The organism is Thalassomonas actiniarum (assembly GCF_000948975.2).
GTDB classification, from domain to species: domain Bacteria; phylum Pseudomonadota; class Gammaproteobacteria; order Enterobacterales; family Alteromonadaceae; genus Thalassomonas; species Thalassomonas actiniarum.
On the sequence record NZ_CP059736.1, the window covers coordinates 216,647 to 240,742 of the forward strand.

The window sequence follows — 24,096 nt, forward strand, 5'->3', positions numbered from 1 at the left end:
TGAAGTGGGGGCCCCGAAGAAAATTAGCGGGGCAGTGACGGAATATACTTCTGATTATTAAGGGATTGTTTTTATGGATACGGATGCAGCCTCCTTGCTGTCTGAGTTGGAAATGCTGGATATCAGGTTAAGCCTGGATGATGGCAAGCTACGTTACAGTGCCCCTAAGGGGGCGTTGCAGCCCTTGCTGTTGAAACGCCTGAGCGATCATAAGGCGGATTTGATTCGTTTGCTTGAGCAGCGCAGTGCAGACCGGCAGCAGATCTGGGAAGAAGTGGCGATCCCCCGTCAGCCCAGGGGTAAAGGGTTGCCGCTGTCTTTTGCACAGCAACGCTTTTGGTTTCTCGACCAGCTCGACCAGGGAAACTCCGCCACCTTTGTGATGCCGCCCGTGGTGCTGCGCTTTGAGGGAAAACTCAATATTTTGGCCCTGCAGCAGGCGCTCAATGAGGTGGTACAGCGTCATGAAGTGTTGCGCAGCGCCTTTCGTATCGAAGAGGATGTACCGGTTCAGCGGGTATTGCCGGAGGCCGAACTTGCCTTGCCGCTATCGGATCTGACGGCCTTAACCCCGGCGGAAAAAGAGCAACGCATCGATCAGGTGATCCGCGAACAGGCGTTGCAGCCGTTTGACTTGCAACACGGCGATATCCTGATGCGTGCTTTAGTGTTAAAACTGGCTGAAAACGAGCATATTTTTATGCTGACCATGCATCATATTATCGGCGACGGCTGGTCGATGGGAATTTTGGTCGACGAATTGTCACAGCTTTACCGGGCCCGTATTGCCGGTGAGGCCATCGACAAGACCTTGGCGCCGTTGCCCGTCCAATATGCCGACTATGCCGTCTGGGAACGTAAGCGCATGACGGGGCAGCGCCTGGCACGTCACAGGGATTACTGGCTGGCCCAACTTAAGGATGCGCCGGACTTTTTGCCGCTGGCAACAGATCATCCCCGCCCTAAAGTACGCAATAACCAGGGCAGCGCCGTCTATTTTCAATTGGGCAGCGACAGCGCCGGGCAACTGGCCAGGCTTTGCAGCGATAGCGGTGTGACCCCCTTTATGGCGTTACTGTCGGCTTTCGCGGTCTTGCTTTACCGTTATACCGGCGAACAGGATATGGTGATCGGCTCGCCGATTGCAGTGCGTCCCCATAGCCAGAGCGAAGCCCTGGTGGGGTTATTTTTGAACACCCTGGCATTGCGGATAGATTTGAGCGCCAACCCGAGTTTTCATAGCTTATTGGCCAGAGTACGCAAAACAGCACTGCAAGGCTATGAGCACAGCGAAATGCCGTTTGATCAGGTATTGCAGGCGCTGGATCTGGAGCGTAACCCGGAGCATACGCCGCTATTTCAGGTATTATTCGCCTTACAAAATGCCCCCATGGGAAATGTCGAACTCGATGGCTTGAGTATCAGCAGCCGGCCGACCCAGTCGCTGCACTCGCCCTTTGATCTGGTGCTGTCTTTAGAAGAGAGCGAGAACGATATCCAGGGGTTTTTCCGCTACAACACAGATTTATTTGAACGGGCGAGTATAGAACGTATGCTCGGCCACTTCAGGCTGTTATTGCAGGGGCTTTTGACTACGCCGCAGGAGAAGATTGCCACCCTGGCGATGCTGACCCCGCCCGAGCTGGCACAGCTTAGGGATTGGCGCGGTGGCCAGTACCGGGCGGCGGCGGATAACACGCTGGCACAGGCGTTTACCCGGCAAGCCGCAGCCAGCCCTGGAGCTGTAGCACTGCGCTTTGGCGACACCGGCTTAACCTACCGCGAGCTAAATGAAAGGGCCAATCAGCTGACCCGGCGCTTGCAAAAAATGGGCGTGGTCCGGGGGGATTTTGTCGGCTTGTGCAGCCAGCGCTCCCTTGAACTTATCATTGGCATTGTCGGGATCTTAAAGGCCGGCGCGGCTTATATTCCGCTCGATCCCGCTTATCCCCAAGAGCGCTTGGCTTATATGGCGCAGGACAGCGGCATACGCCTGCTTGTCACCTACCGCTCGGAGCCGTCATTGTCGGTGACTATGCTAGATCTGGCAGACCCGTCTTTAGCGCAGGAAAGCACAGCCGAGCCCGGGATAACGGCGGCTGCAGAAGATGTCGCTTATGTGATTTATACCTCAGGTTCAACCGGGCGGCCTAAAGGGGTCGAGGTGAGCCATCGCAATGTCATACGCCTGTTCAGCGCCAGCGAGTCCCTGTTTGGTTTTGGCGCCGACGATACCTGGAGCTTGTTTCACTCTTACGCCTTTGACTTTTCGGTTTGGGAGCTCTGGGGCGCCCTGTTATACGGCGGCCAGGCGGTGGTGGTGCCGCTGGACATTGCCCGCTCGTCGGAGCAGTTTCAGCCATTTTTACGGCAAAACGGGGTGACGGTGTTAAATCAGACGCCATCTGCGTTCAGGCAGCTTATCGACGCCGATTGCCGCCTGCAGGCATCCCGCGAACCTTTGCCCCTGAAATGGGTTATTTTTGGCGGCGAAGCGCTTGATCCGCGCAGCTTATCTGCCTGGGTTGAGCGTTATGGCCTGGACGCACCCGAGTTGATCAATATGTACGGTATTACCGAAACCACGGTACATGTTAGCTATTACCGCCTCAGGCAAGAGGATATCGACACCGGCACCAGCGTTATCGGCAGGCCGCTGCCGGACCTTTCCCTTACCCTGGTCGACGGCAACGATCAGCTGGTGCCCCTTGGCGTACCGGGTGAGATGCTTATCGGCGGCGGCGGTGTGGCCAGAGGTTATCTGAACCTGCCGGAGCTGACCGCCGAACGCTTTATTTCCGATGCCTTTACCGGCCAGGAGGCTAAGCAGCGTTTATACCGCAGCGGTGATCTGGCGCGCTGGCGCGCCGACGGCTCCCTGGAGTATTTGGGCAGAATCGATCATCAGGTTAAAGTGCGCGGTTTTCGCATCGAACTGGGAGAAATCGAGCGCTGCCTGGGCAAATTGCCCCAGGTCAGGGAGGCAGTGGTGTTAAGTCGGCAAGAGGCCGGCGGTGCGCGCCTGGTGGCTTATGCCGTCTCTGATAACAACCGGGACACCGCTTTGCCGGCGTTATTGCGAAAAGAGCTGTTATCACGGCTGCCGGAGTATATGATCCCGGCGGCGGTCCTGGTGTTGCCCAGCTTACCTTTAACCGCCAACGGCAAGCTGGACCGAAAAAAACTCGACAGCCTGTTTCTGGAAAACCGCAGCGGGATAAATACCGGCGTTCCCTTATCTGCGCCGCCACAGACGGCACTGGAAAAGTTGCTGGCCACGCTTTGGTGTCAGGTGCTTGATATTGAGCGCATCGGCCTGGATGATAATTTTTTTGAGCTTGGCGGTGACTCGATTCGCGGCGCGATTTTAGCCAACAAGATCCAGCAGCGTATCGAAAGCGTGGTTTATGTCGTGGCCTTATTTGAGGCGCCGACCATACGTTTGCTGATTGACTATTTACGCCGCCATTACCCCGAAGCCATGGCGAGAATGGGAGAGGCTGAGATCAGGCAGCTAGACGATGCCTTTATTGACGAACAGAGCCTTACCGATTTTCGAGCCCTGATCCCGCCGACCCCCAGCTACCCGGTTTCAGGCAAATTGCCCGGCAACGGCAAAAAAAATCCGCGGGCGATTTTCGTGCTCTCGCCGCCGCGTTCCGGCTCGACCTTATTGCGGGTCTTGCTGGGGGGGCATTCGGATTTGTTTTCGCCGCCGGAGCTGGAGTTGCTCGGCTTTGATACCTTGGGCCAGCGTAAAAAGGTTTGCTCCGGACGCGATGCCTTTTGGCTTGAAGGGACATTACGGGCGGTGATGCAGGCATGTGATGTCGATGCCGACGGCGCCAGGGAAATCATGGCTTCACGTGAAAGTGCGGATATGCCGGTGCAAGCTTTTTACGGCGAATTGCAAGGCTGGCTGGGGCAGCGTATCCTGGTTGACAAGTCACCTTCCTATGCCCTGGATCCCGGCATTATGCAGCGGGCAGAGGCCTATTTTGACGAGCCGCTTTATATCCATTTGCACCGCCATCCGTATGGCATGATCCATTCCTTCGAAGAAGCCAAGCTCGACCAGATTTTTTTCCGCTATCCCCACCAATTGCCGGTGCGCCGTTTAGGGGAACTGATCTGGCTGCACAGCCATCGCAATATTGGCCAATTTTTAGCAAATATACCGGCCCGTCGCCAGATAAGCGTAAGTTTCGAGCAGATGACGCAGCAGCCGGAGGCAACCGTAAAGCAGTTGTGTCAGTTTATCGGCATAAACTTCTCTGCCGATATGCTGGATATCTATAACCGGCAGCAGCAACAGCGCATGACAGACGGTATCCATCGGGAGTCCAAAATGTTGGGGGACGTCAAGTTTCATAGCCACCAACAGATAGATGCCGGTATAGCCGAACGTTGGCGGCAAAATTACCGGCAAGAATTTTTGGGAGAGCCTTCACTGCAAATGGCCAAAGTGTTTGGCTATAACCCCCGCATAAACACAGAAAATCTGCCGATCCCGCAGCTTGAGCGTAAAGGGGGAAGCTTACCCCTGTCATTTGCACAGCAAAGGCTGTGGTTTTTGGATCAGCTCGAAGGGGCCGGCGCTGCCTACAATATGCCTGTGGCCTTGCGGATAAAAGGGGAATTAGCCCCGGATGCCATGGCGGCCAGCCTGGATGCGATAGTACGGCGCCATGAAACCCTGCGCAGCCATTTTGAAACCGTCAGGGGAGAGCCCCGGGTACGGCTTGTCGATGCGCTGCCGGCGATGGCGACAGTGGATCTCAGCCACCTGGTCGGCCAGTTGCAGCAGCAGGCACTGGCGCAGCATATTGCCTCGGATGCAAAGCAGGTATTTAACCTGGCAACGGGCCCCTTATTTCGCTGCTCCCTGCTGAAGTTGGCGGCCGATGACCATGTTGTCCTGGTCAATATGCACCACATCGTTTCCGACGGCTGGTCTATGGGCATTATCGTGAACGAGTGGAGCCGTTTGTATGATGCCTTTGTCGCCGGGCAGGCCTCGCCGCTGGCGCCTTTGGCGGTACAATATGGCGATTATGCCGCCTGGCAGCACGAGCAGCTAAAAAGCGGCAAGCTGGGGCATCAGCTAGCTTATTGGCGCAAACGTCTGGCGGGTGCACCTGCTTTGCTGGCGCTGCCGACAGACCGGCCCCGTCCCGCGGTACAGCAGTTCCACGGGGATATCTTTAAGCTGACCCTGAACGGATCGCTTTCTCTGCGGCTCAAACGCTACGCGGAACAGTCCGGGGTTTCCCTCTACATGTTTTTACTTGCCGCCTTTGCAGTGTTATTGATGCGCTATAGCGGGCAGCGGGATATCGTCATCGGCTCGCCTACGGCAAACCGCAGCCGCAGCGAACTTGAGCCTCTGGTGGGCTTTTTTGTCAATACCCTGGTCATGCGTTTGGACGTTGCCGGGGAGCAGGCCTTTGACGGTTTTTTAAAGCAGGTACGGGAAGCGGCGCTTGAAGCATACGCCAACCAGGAGGTCTCATTTGAGCAGCTGGTGGAAGAGCTCAAACCCCGGCGCAACTTAAGCTATTCGCCTTTATTCCAGGTGATGTTCTCGATGCAGAATACCCCCGCGGTGACCCCGGATTTAACCGGACTGGAAGTGTCAGAAATCTCCGGCGCACAGGTGGTCTCCAAATATGATTTAACCTTGGAGGTGAGTGAGTCGGGGACGGGACTGGAAGCTTGCTTTGAGTACAATAGCGATTTATTTGACCGTGACACCATTAAACGTCTTGCCGGCCATTACAGTAATTTATTGCAGTCGATATTAACCGCTCCCCAACAGGCATTAGCCCGCCTGGCGATATTGGACCAGGAGGAAGAAGACTGCCTGCTTAAGCGCTGGAATCACACCCGCCGCCCGATAGACGGGCCCTTGACTATCCAGGGCATGTTCGAAAAGCAGGCGGGGAAAACGCCAAACGCGGTGGCGGTAAAATGCGGCGCAGACAGTTTGAGCTACCGAGAACTCAATCAGCGCTCACAGCAACTGGCACAGCGGTTGCGGGCACTTGGCCTGGCTGAGGGCTCCCTGGCGGCGGTCTGCCTTCCCCGCTCTGCGGATATGCTGGTGGCTTTGCTGGCGGTGCTCAAATCCGGCAGTGCCTATGTGCCCCTTGATCCTAAATATCCCCGTGACCGTATCCGGGAGGTGCTTGAAGATGCCGGCGTCAGCCTGTTGCTGACCCAAGCCGGCCTGCTGCCTTCTTTTTCTTCCCTGACCTGTCCGGTTTTCTGCCCCGATGCCGGGCAGCAAGACTGCGCCGTGCCTGAGGCAAGAATACCTGAGGCAAAAGAGCCTGAAACAAAAACGCCCCAAATACAGGATAACCCGGCGCTGGCTTATGTGATATATACCTCGGGCTCAACCGGCAAACCCAAGGGGGTCGCGGTTAGCCACCACGGGGCTGTGAACTTTTTATCGAGCATGGCGCAAATGCCCGGCATCACTGCAAGCGATACCTTGCTGGCGGTGACCACGGTGGCCTTTGATATTGCCGTACTGGAACTTTACCTGCCGCTGACGGTTGGCGCCACCCTGGTGATTGCCGACGAGGAAACGGTGCGCGACGGGACATCTTTGATGCAAACCCTGCTTGCCGAACAGGTAACTGTGATGCAGGCAACGCCGGCCACCTGGCGCTTGTTATTGGCATCGGGCTGGCAGGGGGATGGCCGCCTGAAAGTCCTGTGTGGCGGAGAAGCGCTGCCCTCAATGTTGGCGCAGCAGCTGTTGCCGGATGTCGCGAGTTTGTGGAATCTCTACGGGCCAACTGAGGCCACGGTATGGTCAAGCCTGCAGCAGGTTACGCCCGGGGACCTGATACATGCCAGGATCCCCATCGGCAGGCCGATCGCCAATACCCGGATTTATATTTTAGACAGCTGTCTGTCGCCGCAGCCGGTAGGCGTGAGCGGTGAGCTTTTTATCGGCGGTGACTGCCTGGCAAACGCTTATCTGAACCGCCCGGAGCTGACCGCGGCAGCTTTTATCGAAGATCCTTTCCTGCCGGGGCAGCGCCTCTACCGTACCGGGGATTTAGGGCGTTATTTGCCCGATGGCCGTATTGAGTATTTGGGGCGCAATGATCAGCAAATTAAAATACGCGGTTTCCGGGTAGAGCCCGGCGAAGTCGAGCATGTGCTTGGCAAACAGCCCGGGGTTGACATGTGCGCCGTGGTACTTGACCGCCCCGAGAGTGAAAATACCCGGCTAATCGGCTATTACCTCGGCGGTGAAACCGACCGCAGCCAATTAAAGCAGGCGCTGGGGCAAGTGTTACCCGATTACATGGTGCCGGATTTACTGTTGCGCCTCGAGCAGATGCCGTTAACCGAAAACGGCAAAGTCGACCGGCGGGCGCTGGCCAGGCTTGAGATAGAGCAGACATCGGCGGAGTATCTGGGGGCCCGCGATACCCTAGAGCTGGAATTACTGCGTATCTGGCAGGAAGTGCTCGGTGTCAAAGCAATCGGCATCCGCGACAATTTCTTTGATTTGGGCGGACACTCGATTATTGCGGTGCGCCTGATGGCCAAAATAGCCCGCCAGTTTGACCGCCAGCTGCCGCTGGCGAGCTTATTCCAGGGCTCTACGGTTGAAGCGCAGGCGCAACTGTTACGCAGTGGCGTCGATGACAAGATCTGGTCTTCTGTGGTGCCGGTTCAGTCCCAGGGCCAAGGGGAGCCGTTCTTTTGTGCGGCCGGGGCCGGGGGCAATCTTGTCTATTTCAATGAGCTGGCAAGGGCAATGACGGGCAGCCATCCCTTTATCGGCCTGCAGCCGCCGGGGCTGGACGGAGAAACGCCGCCCTATACCCGGGTAGAGGATCTGGCCCGGCATTATCTCGATGAAATTCAGCATCACGGCTATAAATGCCCGCGTTTTGTTGCCGGACATTCCTTTGGCGGCCTGGTGGCCTTTGATATGGCGGCGCAGCTTAACAAGCTGGGCCATGCCCCCCAAGTGCTGGTATTGATCGATACGCCGGCCCCCCATTTCTTCCAGCCAACCGGACAGGACTGGTCGCAGGCGCAATGGCTGGCCCAGGTCTCCGAGATCATTAGCCACCTTTATCAGGTTGATGCCGCCATTTCATCACAGGAGTTTGCCTCCCTGGATCACGAGGCGCAGCTGGTCTTGCTGCATCAAAGGCTGATAGCAAGGGGGGTTTTGCCTGAGCAAAATAATGTCAGCTTTTTACGGGGTTTTATCGAAGTCTATAAGGCGAACCTGTGCGTTGATTATTCGCCGGCGAAACTGCCGGCCACTACCCGGGTATTGCTGCTGCGCTCGAAGGAGCAACAGCCCGAGCATTTGATCACCGAGCAGTTTGCGACGCTGCGCACCTCTTTGGATCTGGGCTGGCAGCGCTATTTTGAGCAGCCGGTGACGGTCACAGAAGTGCCCGGCGACCATTTAACCATGATGCGTTCACCTAATGCGGAGGTGCTAACCAGGGAAATATCTGACTTTATCAGCAGTTGAATACAGGTGTATAAAATTTAAGTGTTTGAAAATAGTTGTATTTTAATAACGGGTAACCTTTTTTAATACGAAATAGGGATATATTTACGATGATTAATAAAATACTAGCAAGTTTACTACTGGCGACCGTGATCACTACGCCGGCTTGTGCGGTCACACAGAAAAAGGCACTGCCGCCGACGGTCGGTGTCGGGGATTATGTGGTTAAGGTTGAAAACCCCACTTACCCCCAAGGCAAGGGACCGCGTGTCTCGATTGACCAGGCACACCATAACTATCAAACCATGGCGGATCGTTTTCAGGGCTTTGCCGAGCTGGTAAAGGCCGACGGCTTCGTACCGAGCCCGGGGACAGCTAAATTCAGCCGTGAATCTTTGGCTAAAACCGATATTTTGGTGATTTGCAATGCGCTTAATAAGGCGAATGTCGATAAATGGGCTTTGCCGGTACTTTCGGCTTTTAGCAACGAAGAAATTCAGGCGGTGAAAGACTGGGTTGATGACGGCGGCTCCCTGCTCCTGATTTCAGATCATATGCCGTTTCCTTCTGCGGTGACAGATATGGGGCTGGCTTTTGGCGTCGAAGTGCAAAGTAACTTCGCCTTTTACCCCGATTTTGTCCCTAACACCGGCAATATGAATCTGATGCGCTTTTTCCGGTATCCGCCGGTGCAGGAAGGCATAGTGCAGGGAGGAACCTTATTCGGCAACCGGATAACCGAAGGCAATAAACCCAGTGAGGCAGTGCCTTTTGTGATCACTTTTACCGGACATGCCTTTCGTATGAAACCAGCAGTGCCCTTTACCCCTGTGATGCAGTTAGGCAAGGGCACCAATATTCTCTGGCCAAGCGTGGCCGAGGAAATGGGACCGACCACGCCATCTTCCGGCGGCGACGGTTTATATCAGGGGGTGGTCTTGACATCCGGTAAAGGCCGGGTGGGGATCTTTGGCGAGGCTTCGATGTGGTCTGTCGGTTATGCCAATTGGGAAAATAATTATCCCATGGGCTTTAACAACCCCCAGGCCAAGCATAACCAGCAATTTATCCTCAACGTCATGCATTGGCTGGCCGGGGGCGCTTAAAAAGAGTAACAGTGAGTTGCGGTTAACCGGGGGCAGGCAAGCTTGCCCGGCAACACAGGTTAAATGGCGGCGGTTTTTCAGCAATAACAGGCAGGCGGGTATGAAAATATCGGATAAGGAACAAGCTTGGTTCCCTTTTGGTTTAGGGGATGCATCGGCGCAGCGCCGGGTCTTTTGTTTGCCGTTTGCCGGCGGCGGGGCATCTTTTTACCTGCCCTGGCGTAAGGCAACGCCGCAAGGGGTGGCCCTGGTGCCGGTGCAGTATCCGGGCAGGGAAACCCGGCTCAATGAACCCTGCCATCATGAGCTTGACCGGCTCGTCGATGAACTGGCCTTGGCATTGCTGCCTTACCTGGATCGCGCCTATGTGCTGGCGGGATACAGCTTAGGCGCCAAAGTGGGCTTTTCGTTGGCCCACCGCCTGGCCGCTCTGGGGGCTCCCGGGCCCGATTTGTTTGTTGCCATGGCGCATAACTCGCCGGGAAATGAGTCGGGGCATGCAGGGGCGGCTCAGCTGCCGGATGAAGAGTTCAGGGCGTTTCTCTTGCGCTACGGGGCGGCGTCCGAGCAAGTCTTTGACGATCCGGAACTGGCGCAGATGTTTTTGCCGGTTTTGCGCGCCGATATCGGCCTGGTTGACTGCCCCGTGGTGCAACGGCCCCTGGCTTGTCCCATTATTGCCTATGCCGGCGAACAGGATGAGATAGTACCGCCGGTAAAAATGCAGGCCTGGCGGCAATTTGCCGGCGACGGCTTTGATTTGCACAGCTTTGAAGGCGGGCACTTTTTTAGCAAAACCAATAAAGCGTTTTTATCAAGATTTGTACAGGATATCGCCTTAGCTCAGGGTAGCTAAGCGCGATAAATAAAAATAACTTTAAGTTGTAAATGTTTACATTAAATTTAAAGGAAATCGGATCATGGAAAAAGTGAACAGCGCACCGGGGCAATCTGCCCCCCAATGGCAAAACTGGAGCCGCAATATCGTCCATAATGCCCCGACCGACGGCGAAGATTTTTATTTTACCCCGACCACAGAAGCCGAGCTCAGGGAGATAGTGCTCAAGGTGGCTGCTATCGACGGGGCGACCCTGCGTGTTTCCGGGCAGCGTCATTCCCAGCCCGCTCTGGTGACCCGGGATAACCGGGGGGACGTTCCCGCTCAAGCCAAAGACTATCTGGTTGATATGTCGTGCTATGTCGATTTGGGAGCCAATAAAGATCAGAATATGGTGGTCGATGTCGCCAAAAAACAGGTGACGGTCAATGCGGGGGTACGTGAAGATGATCTCGATGCCTTTTTAACTAAAAATAACCTCATCATGAAAACGGTCACCGCAGGTGGTTTTTTCAGCATCGGCGGTATGACCGCGGTCGATGTACATGGCGCTACGGTGCAGGAGTCTATTTTTGCCGAAACGGTTGCTTCCTTCTCGGTGATGCAGGCCGACGGCACCATCAGGTATATCGATGCCGATGCAAGCTTTGACAATGTGTCGCTATTGCAGTTGATCCGCGTTTCTTTGGGGGCTTTTGGCATAGTGACTTCCATGACGGTTAATGTGCTCGATCGCCCCTATGCCACCACGCTTAAGCCGAGCAGGGAGCTGTTCGGTCCCGTAAGAGCCAGCAATTTACGCAAAACCTTTATCGATAGATATCAGGCTTTGCTGACAAGCCATGACAGGGTTGAGTCTTTCTTCAATCCTTATGCCGACAATATCCTTTCTTCAAGCTTCCTTGCCCTGAACTGGGATCTGGTGACAGATCCGGATGAAAAAGTGCCCAATGTCGGCACAGATCCCGACAGCGCCTGTGAACTGGCAGGCAACGGGGTTTTTGGCGCCCCCTATTTGCAAGTCGGCGAAGAAGTAGCGGAGTGGGCAGCCATTGCCGCACAGCAGGCAAGCTCAGACACGGCTGCCGCCCTGATCAACTGGGTGGCGATAAAGAATATTCAAAGCCAGGTGGATGCGGCAAATGCCAGGTATTCGGATCTGTGGCTGAACAATGCCGCCCGGGTGGCCTTTATGTCTTATTTTGTGCCTTTGCCGGGCATTGATGCCGATGGTCTGGCTAAAGCCTGGGAAGGTTTGGCGGTGGTACGCGACTATGTTATCGAAGGCGGTAATTTCCATATTGCCGCGCCGATGGAATTTCGCTTTGTCAAAGCCTGCGATGCCGCGTTATCGGGCACCTTTGCCCTTGATCCGGAAACCATGTTTATCAACCTGGATTTGATTTGTTTCGTCGAGGAACAAGATGCCAATACCCCGGGCCTGAAGTATACCGAAGCGTTATTACGCTTTTTTGCCCATGTCGAGCGTCGCTGGGTTGAACTGGGCGGTTTACCCCATAACGGCAAAATGTATGGCTTTTATGATCCGACCAACCCGGATGAAGAGTCTTTCACCCAGCCTTTTAATGCCAGTTTTATCTCGTATACCACAGGGCAGCGCATCGAGCGCGGCGCGCCGGTACCGGCATTTAAAGCTTATCGTCAGTCGGTGGATCCAAAAGGGCTTTTTTATAACCCTTATTTGCAAACCCTGTTGGGTTAGCGGCCATAGCCGGCGACGCCATCGGTGCTGCCGGCACCCGGGGGACCATAATCTGTGGTTCGGTCAATGTCTAGGAGCAGGGAAGGATGAAATGAAAAAACATTTACTACCAGGTCAAAAAACCGGCGTTATCGCCTTAGCATCGATGCTGGCTTTTTCATCGGCGGCGGCAATTCCAGATAGCGTGACGGCAGGCAAAGGCCTGACGCTGGAGCAGTCATTGCGCATTGCTATTGCCAACTCCTCCAGCCTGGTTACCGCCTCGGTTCAGGTCGATCTGGCCAGGGCCGATGAATTGTCGGCTGCCGACCCCTTTGATACTAACTTTACCACCAGCATGGCTTTTGAGCGGGTGCGCGGTTATGAATATCCCGAGGAATTACAGCAGGTATCGGCGGCAACGGGGGGAGAGGTCACGGCCTCGACTTTTATGACAGATCATCAAAATAATGAGCAGTTAAAATCCGGCATCAATAAAGTGTTTAGAAACGGCATATATACCGAGTTGAGCATAGAGCTAGATTCATCAGACAGCGATAAAACGGCGGCGGATATTGCCGATGTGATACCGGCCCTGGAAGCTACCGGGTTAAGGTCCGGGGCAAGAGTCGGGGATTATTCCCCGGTACACCCGTCGACCATCCAACTGACGGTGAATGTGCCTTTGATGAAGTTTAGCGGCGAAAATAATATTGCCGCCGCCAACGAAAAAAACTTCCGCTATCAGCGCGAGGCCGCCGAGATGGACTTGAATCAACAGGTGGCGGCGATTATTCAAGAGGTCTTTACCAGCTATTGGGCCTATGAAGCGGCGTTAACCAAGTTGAAGTTTACCCGGGAGTCGAAGGCGCTGGTAGATCTCTGGCTGGCCAATGTCTCCGCCTCTGAGCAGGCTTCAGCGGCGGGTGCGGGCAAACATATCAGCTATTTAAACGGTTATAAAACCGAATTGAGCGTAGATATCAGTAAAGCGAAAGAAGCGGCCAATGTTGCCAGAAGCAAACTTGCCCAGGTATTGGGGGTATCGAGCAGCGATGCCAGAAAAATCACGAAACTGGCCGATGATTTCCCCCTCGACTGGAACACGACCCTGGCTTATTTCGATAATGCCAAGATAGCAAAAAGATGGCATGCCCTGGCCGAGGCCAACCGTTTTGATCTCAAAGCGGCCAAATTGCAACTTGACGCCGCCAAAGCCATTTATGCCGGTTCGAAAAATGATGAGCAATCTAAACTCGATTTGTCCTTTGTTTTAAAACAGGAAGGTCTGGGATTGGGAGGAGATGAGTATGTCGACTTTTCCTCCTTTAATGACGGGCGCAGCGATCTCGGCTATACGGTACAACTTTCCTTTGAAAAAAAACTGGGGAATTACAAAGCCCGGGCCCAGGTTGATAAAACCCGGCATTTAAGGCGGCAAAAAGACGCCGAATACAATAATGCCCGGCGCAGCATTGAGATTGCGGTCGATTCCGCCATCACCTCGCTTTATAACAGTCTGGTAGCCTTAAAAGCGGCCAAACAGCAAAGTCAGCATTATCAGACGGCATTAAACGGCATCGTCAGCAACAACATTTTTTCCCTGGCAGATGTTTATGACCTGGTGTCGGTTGAACAGGCGCGGCTGCAGTCGTTTACCGATCATGTCACCGCCATACAAAATGTTGCCGATGCCATAGGTAATGCCCGTTTTCAAACGGGCACCATGATTAAGAAAATAGGTGATATTCACCAGGTTGAAGTCAATGACCTGACCAGGTTGCCTTAAGTTTGTATATGTATAGATTAAGCCTGACAGCTAACTTTTAACTATTACACGGGACACAAATGATGGAACATATCAGGGATCATAAAAACAAGCAGTTACCGGATAGCAAGGACTCTTTAGCTTTTGGTGGCGAGCGCACCCGTTTTTCGGTACCAGATTCAAGACTCGTCAGTTTACTGCAGCGCGCGGGGGAAGATCATTGCAATAAGGGATTTGTGTCCGTTGGCGCCGACGGCAATTTAACGCGCCGCCATTATGGCGAACTCCTGAGCCGGGCAGGAAAAATTAGCGGCGGTTTGCAGCAGGCCGGGCTTGAGCCGGGGCAGAAAGTCCTGTTGCAGATAGAAGATGCAGGCGATTTATTTACCGCCATGTGGGGCTGTATTTTGGCCGGCGTGGTGCCTGTCCCGTTAAATGTTGCCCTGACCTATGATGATCAGAATCAAACACAGAAGCTGGTCAATGTCTGGCAGAACTTTGACCAGCCGGCGATCCTGACCTGCGAAGCCTTATCCGGGCCGATCAGCGATGTCAGCCGGTTTTTCGCAGCCTTTATTCCCCGGATTTTAAACCTGGAAGCCCTGCAGCAAGGGGAAACGCCGAGCCGGTTTTATCAGGCGAACCCCGAAGATGTTGCCGTGCTCTTTCTTACCTCGGGCAGCACGGGTATTCCCAAAGGGGTACCGCAAACACACGCCACCATTTTGGCTATGGTGGACGGCACTATCGAGATGAATGACTTTAGCCAAGACGATGTGACCCTGAACTGGATGTCGATGGACCATGCCGGCTCGCTGGTTTTTCTCGGGGTAATGGGGGTGGCACTCAAATGCGACCAGTTCCATGTGCCGATTTCCTACGTATTGCAGCAGCCGCTGCGTTGGCTGGATTTGATCCACGAGCACCGGGTTTCTATTTCCTGGGCGCCCAACTTTGTCTTTTCGCTGTTTTTGGAAAAACAGCAGGAACTTGCCGACAGGCATTGGGATTTATCCTGTATGCGCTTTATGGTCAATGCCGGCGAGGCGATAGTCAGCCGCACCGCCCGCGACTTTATCCGCCTTTTGCAGCAGCATCAATTGCCCCTGGATGCGTTAAGACCTGCTTTTGGCATGGTGGAAACCTGCTCGGGCATTACCTGGTCAACCGGTTTCACCCTGGAAAATAGCCACGATGATGACAGTTTTGTCGATCTCGGCCCCTGTATTCCCGGCGCCTCTATCCGCATCGTCGATGACAATGACCAGGTTGTGCCGGAGCAGCAGAGCGGCCGGTTGCAGCTGAAAGGACCGTCGGTATTTTCCGGCTACCACAACCAGGAAGAGCTCAACAGCAAGATCATCAAAGACGGTTGGTTAACCACGGGGGATTTGGCCTTTTTGCGCAACGGCCACCTGTTTATCACCGGACGCGAAAAAGACATCATTATTCTTAACGGTAATAATTTTTACTGCCATGAAATTGAAGGGGCGGTAGAGCAGCTGCCGGCCATTACCCGGGGCAATGTCGCGGCCTGCGGGGTCAATGTTGCCGGTAAAAATACCGAGCAGCTGGCCATCCTTTATCACTGCGAGCAAAGTGAACATGCCGATCTGATACAGCTCAATAAAGCGATCCGCAATCAGCTGATGCAGGTGGTCGGGGTGTCTCCTGCCATAATGATCCGTTTGGAGCCGAAAGAGTTTCCGCGCACCGCCATAGGTAAAATTCAGCGTCCCAAACTGAAAGAATTGCTTGAACAGGGAGAATTTGCACAGCGGAACCTGGTGCAGGAAAAGCGCTCCGACAAGGTCCGTAAAGCCAAAGCCGGCTCAGCGCTGGCAGAGCAAATTGCCGCCATTTGGTGTCAGGTGCTTGAGCTGGATGAGATCAGCTACGATGATACCTTTTTTGAGTTGGGAGGGCATTCTTTACTGGCTTTTCAGGTGCAGGCGGAGCTGGAAAAATTAATCGGCAGGCAGATTGCCATTGTCGAGCTGTTCAACACCCCGACCGTTAACATCATGGCGGAGTATTTCAGCGCAGAGCAAAAAGATACGCAGGCGCAGCCAAATGCCACCCCTTCGGGGGATGAAGCCGCGGCTCAGGATATGGCAATTGCCGTTATCGGCATCGCCTGTCGCTTGCCCGGCGCCGACGGGCCAGAGGCCTTCTGGGATAACCTGAAACAAGGTATAGAGTCGATCAGCTTTTATGGCGCCGATGAAGCGATCAAAGCCGGGCTGACACCCGAGCAGGCCCATAATCCCGATCATGTGCATGCCGCCCCCGTGCTGGCGGATATTGAAGGTTTCGATGCCGATTTCTGGAAATACTCTCCCCGGGAAGCACGTATTATCGATCCCCAGCAGCGGATCTTTCTGGAAACCGCCTGGGAAGCTTTTGAAGACGCCGGTTATACCCCACAGAGCATCGGGCAGGTGGGGGTCTTTGCTTCAGCGGGCACCAATACCTATCTGCTCAACAATATTTTTGCCAACAGCGACTGGCTGCTGCAGGAAAATTTGGGGGAGCTGCTTACGGTAGACTCCACCAACGGCTTTAATGTCATGATCACCAACGACAAGGATTATTTGCCGACGCGGGTTTCCTACAAGCTGAATTTAACCGGGCCGAGCGTCAATGTGCAAACCGCCTGTTCCAGCACCTTAGTGGCGATTCACGAAGCCTGCAAAAGCATACGTTCGGGGGAATCGGCTGTGGCTTTGGCGGGAGGCTGCGCCGCCATGCTGCCGCAATATGCCGGACACTTGTATTCCGAGGGCATGCTGGTCACCCCGGACGGCCATTGCCGGGCTTATGACGCCGGCGCCAGCGGCACCATTTTTGGCAGCGGCTCGGGTGCGATACTGCTCAAGCGTTTGGATAAAGCCGTTGCCGATCGCGATCATATTTATGCCGTGATCCGCGGCTCTGCGGTGACCAACGACGGCGGCCAGAAAATGGGCTTTACCGCGCCGAGCATGCTGGGGGAATACGGTGCTGCCCGTAAAGCCCTGGACAGGGCCGGCGTTTCGGCGGATACCTTAGGTTTTATTGAAGGACACGGCACCGGGACGCCGCTCGGGGATCCGATCGAAGTACAGGCCCTAACCAAGGCGATCCGTCACGATTCGAGCCGTAACCAGTTTTGCGCGCTGGGCTCAGTAAAAACCAATATCGGCCATATGGGCATAGCCTCGGGGATCGCGGGGGCATTAAAAGCGGTGCTGGCAATCAAGCACAAACAGATACCGGCCACCCTGCACTATGAGACGCCGAATCCGCAAATTGATTTTGCCTCGAGTCCCTTTTTTGTCAACGACAAATTATTGCCGTGGCAAACTGACGGCATCCCCAGGCGCGCCGGGGTGAATTCACTCGGCATCGGCGGCACCAATGCCCATGTGATCTTTGAACAGGCCCCCGGGCAGGCGCCGGCAGCTGAGACGGCAGCTGAAACGCCGGACGTTGAAATCCTGCCCCTGGCGGCAAAAAATCCGGCAGCCCTGAGCGCCCTGACAAAGAAATATATCGCCTGGTTAAAACAGCACCCGAAGACCCCGTTACGTGACATTTGTTTTACCGCGCAAACCGGACGTGAGCATTTCCCCTGCCGCCGCGCCTTTGTTGCCGCTAATCGCCAGGCGATGTTAACCGAACTTGAACGCGGACTTGGCGAGCCCGTCAGACGCCAGGATACAGGTAAAGGGCCGGTATTCTTATTTACCGGACAAGGCGCCCAGTATACGGGCATGGCACAAAAACTTTATCACAGCGAAGCAGGCTTCAGGCAATCCCTGGACGAATGCGCAGCCTTGTTTTCACCTTATTTAGAGCATGACTTGCTTGAGGTGATATTTGAGGCGTCGGAAAAGGACGGCCGGCTCTTACAGCAAACCGCTTATACCCAGCCGGCATTGTTTGCCATCCAGGTGGCTTTGCTGCAGTTGCTGGAAGAGTCGGGCATTCAGCCGCAGGCCATGATCGGGCACAGCATAGGTGAATTTGCCGCGGCCTGGTATGCCGGGGTATTCAGTCTGGCGGATGCGGTCAAGCTGGTGGCAACGCGCGGGCGTTTAATGCAGTCATTGCCTGAAGGCGGTGCCATGGCAGCAGTATTGACCGGCAAAGCGCGAATGCAAGATATATTGACGCAAAGCGGTATCAAGGTTTGCCTTGCCGCTAGCAATGCCCCCGACAACCAGGTGATTTCCGCAGATAAAGTGAACCTGGATGCGGCGATAACCGTATTGCAGGATGCAGGCATCAGCGTTAAACGCCTGCCGGTCTCTCACGCATTCCACTCGGTCTTGATGGAGCCCATGCTGCAGGAATTCAGGCAGCTTGTCGAACAGGTATCGTTATCAAGACCCGGCGTGACCTTTATTTCAACCCTGACGGGAGAGGTGGTCGATGAAGCTTTGGCAAGTCCGGATTACTGGGTACGACATGTCCGCGAAACGGTTAATTGCCAGCAAGCCATTAAACTGGCACTGGTTATGGGACACCGCGCTTTTGTCGAGCTCGGTCCCCATCCTGTGATGTGCGCTTTCGGTTTGCAAATCGCAGCGGATGATGTCCCGGCACTTTGGCAGCCTTGCCTAAGGCGCAACAGCGATGATCAGCAGAGCCTGCAAACGGCATTGGCCGCCTTGTATCAGGCCGGTTGTGATCTGGACTGGGGCACACGCAACCGGGATAAACCCGGATATAGGGTGCCGCTGCCGACTTACCCCTGGCAGCGGGTAAGGCACTGGATTGAAGCCAACCGGCAACCTGGTTTGGCCGAAGCGGCGCAGACAGATCCCCTGCTGGGGGAGTCCATCGCACTGCCGCATGTCAGTCAGCAGCTGTACCGTTGCCGCTTTGACGCTAACCGTATGCCTGAGCTGGCGGATCACCGGGTATTCGGGCATATGGTGCCGCCAGGGGCTATTTATGCCGCCAAAATGATGCGGGCGGCAATGGACGCGGTTTCCAGCTCCCGGGTCCGGCTTGACAACCTGATGTTTATCAAACCCATGGTGATCAAAGATGATGCCAGCCGGGATGTTCAGGTGATTTTGACCCGGGAACAGCAGGGCATGAAATGTGAGCTAAGCAGCTGCAGCGCCGGCGACAATACCATGGATACCCGCACTCAGCTGCATGCCAGGGCGCAGGCGGCCAAATCGACCGATGCCGTGAAAAGTGTCGATCTCGATGTTTTAAAAGCCGCTTGCCCTCAGCCAATGGCTGTGACGGCACATCAGGAAAAAATGCAGGCTATGCATATTGAACTGGGGGCATCGTTTGGCTGGCTAAACTCGATCCAAACGGGACAGCATCAGGCCCTTGCCAGGATTGCACCGCCCCCGGGGATGTCCGCCAGCGATGCCGCCCGTTTGCATCCGGGTTTGATTGATGCCCATTGGCAGGTGCTGATGGAAGCAATGCCGGGAGGAACTGAAGGGACGCTTATTCCCTTTTGTCTCGATAGCTTTATTTGCCACGCACTGCCTGAAGAAGGGGAGTTATGGTGTCACGCCCAGTGGCAAGCCGACATGCAGCAAGAGGGGCGCTTTAGAGGCAACATCAAACTGCTTGACAATACCGGCAAGGTCTTGATTGAGACCCTGGGGCTGGAGTTGCGCCGAGCCGATGAAGGGGCTATCCGCTCTGCTCTGGGGCCGGGCATTAACGACTGGTTTTATAAAATGGATTGGCAGCCGGTCGCTTTATCTGGCCAAAACGAAGTCGGCGGCGATTGCCTGATTATCGGCCACCATCCGCTGGCAAATGCCTTGTGTGAATATATACAAAGTCCAAACATAGCCGTGACCTATATTCAGGGGCAGGGCTCGCGCCGGCAGGTGGCGGCCGATGTTGCCGAAGTTTTAACGGTTTCAGACACCATAAAGACCGTTATTTTTATTGCCGGTGACTGGCCGTTCGAAGATGCCGCTACGGGGTGCCAGCAATTTTTAGGGGTCATCCAGGCATTAAAGCACCATGGCGGGCATGGTTTGCGTCTGCTCCTGGTCACGCATAACTGCCGGCAGGTCTCACTTTCGGATGTGGACACCAATACCACGACTGATACCGCGATCAATATTGCACATGCGCCTCTGCCGGGAATGGTGGCGGCATTACAACATGAACTGTCCCGGTTATCCGTGTTGTCTCTGGATTTAGAGCAGCAAGCCGAGCAAGATCAGGCAGTACAGGCAATCGCAACTTGTATCTTCAACCGGGATGATTCGCAAACCCAGCTTGCCTGGCATCAAAAGAACTATTATGCCCCGGCGCTGGCGGCTTTGCCCTATAAAGAGCCGGCGGAAAAAATGACGTTGTCGGCAACGGATGTCCAGCTGGTGATAGGCGGTCATGGCGGCTTAGGCATGGCGCTTATTCCCTGGTTGGCGGATTGCGGCGCCCGCACCATAGTTGTTGCCGGGCGTCACGCCCCGACACAGGCATCGCAGGCATTATTTGATGTTTTGGCCGGGCAGGGAGTGAAAATAACGCATATCCAATGCGATGTCACCGTATCTGCCGATGTACAACACCTGGTGCAAAATGCAAGGGCATACGGTGAGCTGCAATCTGTTTTTTATCTGGCGGGCGTACTCGATGATGCGCTGGTGGAAAACCTGGATGAAACCGGCTTTAACAAGGTGCTGTTGCCCAAACTCTCGGGGGCGTGGCATTTACACCAGGCGTTAGGCGACTGCCCGGTGGAGTTTGCGGTGTTCTTCTCTTCTGTGGCATCCGTGTTCGGCTCAGCAGGGCAGGCGGCTTATGCTGCCGGTAATGCCGCTTTGGATGCGCTGGCACATTACCGCCGCGGGCAGGGGCTGGCGGCATTAACTATCAATTGGGGGCCGTGGAGTGATGTCGGTATGGCCGCCAATATGGACGAGCGCCATAAAAAACGTTTGCTGGCCCAGGGCTATCACACCATAGCGCCGGCCGATGGCTTAAGCGCTTTGGCCTTTGCTATGGCTCATGCGAGAGAATATGCGCAACTGGTGGCGGCGCCGATCGAGCCCGGAAAAATCAGTGAGTTGCCGGGTCAGCAAGCATTGCTGCGTGCTCTTGCCGGTGCCGGCGGGGCTAAACCGACTGTGGCAGAAAAATCGCCACAACCTGTGCTGGTAGCCGAGTTGGCGGCTATGGCGACGCCACAACGTATAAAACGGGTCGAGCAATACCTGCTTAACCTGGTAAAAGACATGTTGCAGGTTGATCTTGCACAGCAGTTAGATGTCGATAAAGGTTTGTTTGATCTCGGGATGGATTCTATGACAGCGGTAGAGGTAAAAGACCGGCTGGAGCGGGATATAGGCTGCAAGCTAAGGTCTACCTTGGCTTTTGACTATCCGACGATCAGGCGAATGGCTGCTTACTTGGTAGAAACCTTGTTTGCCGATTCGCTGCAACAAGCATTAGAACCCGAGCAAGCCGAACAGGGAGTCGGGCTTGAGGAGCTGTCAGAAAAAGAACTGGCAGAAATGCTTATGCAGGAAATTGGCGCTAAGGAGTCCCGGTAGCCATTGCAAAGATTGGGAAGGTTGTTTTGTTTGATTGGTTATCTTGCTGTTTTTTATAAAAACAGCTGTGCAAGGTGGCCGTGTCGGTTGAAATGACAGTTCTGATGTGCAGTAAAGGTAAGTTGTTAATAAGTGTGTTTAACTCAGTGCTGTTTTCAAAGGTAAAGTAAACAGCGATATGGCAAGTTGATTTTTCTGCTTGCTCTAAACGTAGGAAGGAGGAAATATGAATGCTGTAGCCGAAAATGGAAAAAAGGATGCAAAAGAGGCATCAAATGAGTCAACAGCGAGCAAGACTGAACAGGCAAATATGGTGGTGCGCAATTATGCCATTGCCTCAGTAGTACCCAGTTTAGTGCCGATCCCGGCTGTCGATCTGGTGGCAGTAACCGGGATTCAGCTAAAGATGGTGCACAGTTTAGCTAAAATCTACGATGTTCCGTTTAAAGAAGAACTGGTGCGTTCGTCTATTTCATCTTTGATCGGCAGTACCATTGCTTTGTCTGCATCCCGTGTGGCCTCTAGTGCAGTGAAGGTTATACCGGGTGTCGGTTCGATTCTTGGCACATTAACCATGCCAACAATCAGTGGCGCTACTACTTTTGCGTTGGGTAAAGTCTTTATTCAACACTTTGAGTCTGGCGGCACCTTTCTGACTTTTGATCCCGAGAAAGTGCGTGATCATTTTGCCCATCAGTTTGATGAAGGTAAAAAAGTGGTAGCCGAAGCAACTGAGTCTGGTGAAGTTGATCAGGCGGCGGAGAAAGCTAAGGAGGATAGTGGCAGCGGTCGTAAAAAAAACGACAGTAGTTCTAAAAATAAGTAATGTTCGGACAAAAAATACCAGTTGGCTAGTTTAGAGCTGGTATTTTTTTGTATGATTTTCTTAAACAATTTTAGTTTTACGGTATAAATTTTTCGTGCTGTAGATTTATACCGTAACTGATGGAACCCGGTTGACAGGTATCGAATGTTATCAAAATATCTTCCAGCAAAACGCCTGCTTGAGTTTATTGACCAGGAAGCAGTGTATCCGCGAAAAAAGCTTATTTCTTTTTCCGCTATATCCGGCATTACCAATGGCCTGTTGTTAGGTGTAATTAACCACGGGGCCGGCATGGTTGGCGAGTTTTCTGCTGCCGGTTATCTGCAGTTTTATTACCTGATGTTGTTTGCTGCCTTGCTTTCCCTCTTGATATATACCAAAAGATATACGCTGGAGAAGGCTGCGGTATTGGTGGAGGAAGTCCTGTACAAGGTCAGGATACGGATTGCCGATAAGATCCGCCATACCGAGCTCAGTTTTGTTGAAGCAACGGGGCATAGCGAAATCTATAATAGTTTGGCGCAGGATACGGTACAAATCTCGCAAAGCGCGACCGTTGTTTTTGCCTCTATTCAGGCCGCGATTATGCTGATCTTCACTATGGTGTATGTTGCCTGGCTGACCCTGACCGGCTTTATGCTAACCGTGACCGCCATTGGTTTGGGCGCCTGGGTATTTATGCTCAAAAGAGAGCGTATCATGAATGATTTGCAATCGGCGACAGAGCAGGAAATACATTTTTTCGATGCCCTTAATGATACCTTGTCCGGATTTAAGGAAATTAAGCTTAACAGAATAAAAAGCCATGATCTTTTTGAGCACCAGGATCAAATCGCCACAGATGTTAAGACTTTAAAGAGCCGGGCCGGTATAAACTCTGTCTTTGTAATGATGTTTTCGGAAATATTCTTTTATATCCTTATTGCCACCATTTTATTTATCTGGCCTTTTTTCAACGGCACCGACCCGGGAACCATTATTAAATTAACCGCTTCGATCCTCTTTATTATGGGGCCGCTGAATTTATTGTTTGGCTCTTTCCCCCTGTTTATTAAAGCGGATGTCGCGGTTAATAATTTGCGTGAACTGGAACAAAAAGTTGACACTGCCTCGCAAGGATTTCAGCTCGGTGAGCCCCCCGAGCACAAGCCGTTCACCTTTGAACGCATACATTTTCAAGATGTCCGTTTTCAGTATGTTGATAAGGAAGGGGCAGCCCAGTTTAAGGTGGGCCCGGTTAATCTCGACCTGCGCTTTGGCGAGACGGTGTTTATTGTTGGCGGCAACGGCAGCGGCAAATCAACGCTGCTGAAATTATTAACCGGACTTTATTACCCCGTCAGCGGTGAAATCACCATAAACGGCGAACTCCTGGACCAGGATCTTTATGCCGATTACCGGGAATTATTTGCCATTGTTTTTACCGACTTTCATTTGTTTGATCGCTTATACGGCATCCAGGATATCGACAGCTCCAAAGTAAATGCCTTGATTAAAGAAATGGGGCTGGCCGGTAAAACCCGCTTTAAAAACGGCGCCTTTACCAATACCGCCCTCTCAACCGGGCAGCGTAAGCGTTTGGCTTATATTAATACGGTTTTGGAAGATAAGCAGATCTACATCTTTGATGAGCTGGCGGCGGATCAAGACCCCGGTTTTCGCAAACGCTTTTATGAAGTCCTGTTACCCGGACTTAAGGAGCAAGGCAAAACCATTATTGCCGTTACCCATGATGACAAGTATTTCGCAACAGCTGACAGGGTACTTAAAATGGATGAAGGACAGCTGTCAGAAAATGGCGTTAAGGGAAATTGATATGAC

Annotated in this window: 8 protein-coding genes; all 8 read left to right on the plus strand. The window is 53.7% G+C overall.

Translation table 11 applies throughout. From position 1 onward, the window contains the following. Window positions 1–73 precede the first annotated feature (73 nt). The 8 genes from SG35_RS29500 (at window position 74) to SG35_RS29535 (ending at window position 24,090) form a co-directional block, all read left to right on the plus strand. Window positions 74–8,521 (plus strand): non-ribosomal peptide synthetase, encoded by an 8,448-nt coding sequence (locus SG35_RS29500; protein WP_053043057.1) that lies wholly within the window; start codon window positions 74–76, stop codon window positions 8,519–8,521. 89 nt (window positions 8,522–8,610) lie between these two features. Further along, on the plus strand, window positions 8,611–9,606 hold the full coding sequence (locus tag SG35_RS29505) for a hypothetical protein (protein ID WP_044833074.1): 996 nt from the start codon (window positions 8,611–8,613) through the stop codon (window positions 9,604–9,606). 100 nt (window positions 9,607–9,706) lie between these two features. Next, window positions 9,707–10,462, plus strand: a complete 756-nt coding sequence (locus tag SG35_RS29510; protein ID WP_044833106.1) for a thioesterase II family protein — start codon at window positions 9,707–9,709, stop codon at window positions 10,460–10,462. Window positions 10,463–10,526: 64 nt separating this feature from the next. Further along, a complete protein-coding gene (locus SG35_RS29515; RefSeq protein ID WP_274055524.1) occupies window positions 10,527–12,167 on the plus strand; it encodes an FAD-binding protein in 1,641 nt (546 codons plus the stop codon). 91 nt (window positions 12,168–12,258) lie between these two features. Further along, complete coding sequence (locus SG35_RS29520; RefSeq protein WP_044832359.1) at window positions 12,259–13,935, plus strand: TolC family protein; 1,677 nt, start codon at window positions 12,259–12,261, stop codon at window positions 13,933–13,935. Between the two features lie 59 nt (window positions 13,936–13,994). Further along, a complete protein-coding gene (locus tag SG35_RS29525) occupies window positions 13,995–21,449 on the plus strand; it encodes a type I polyketide synthase (RefSeq protein ID WP_053042963.1) in 7,455 nt (2,484 codons plus the stop codon). A 226-nt stretch (window positions 21,450–21,675) separates the two neighbouring features. After that, window positions 21,676–22,275 carry a YcjF family protein gene (locus SG35_RS29530; protein ID WP_053042962.1) on the plus strand — a complete coding sequence of 200 codons (600 nt, stop codon included), beginning with the start codon at window positions 21,676–21,678 and terminating at the stop codon, window positions 22,273–22,275. A 144-nt stretch (window positions 22,276–22,419) separates the two neighbouring features. Then, window positions 22,420–24,090 (plus strand): cyclic peptide export ABC transporter, encoded by a 1,671-nt coding sequence (locus tag SG35_RS29535; RefSeq protein ID WP_053042961.1) that lies wholly within the window; start codon window positions 22,420–22,422, stop codon window positions 24,088–24,090. Window positions 24,091–24,096 lie beyond the last annotated feature (6 nt).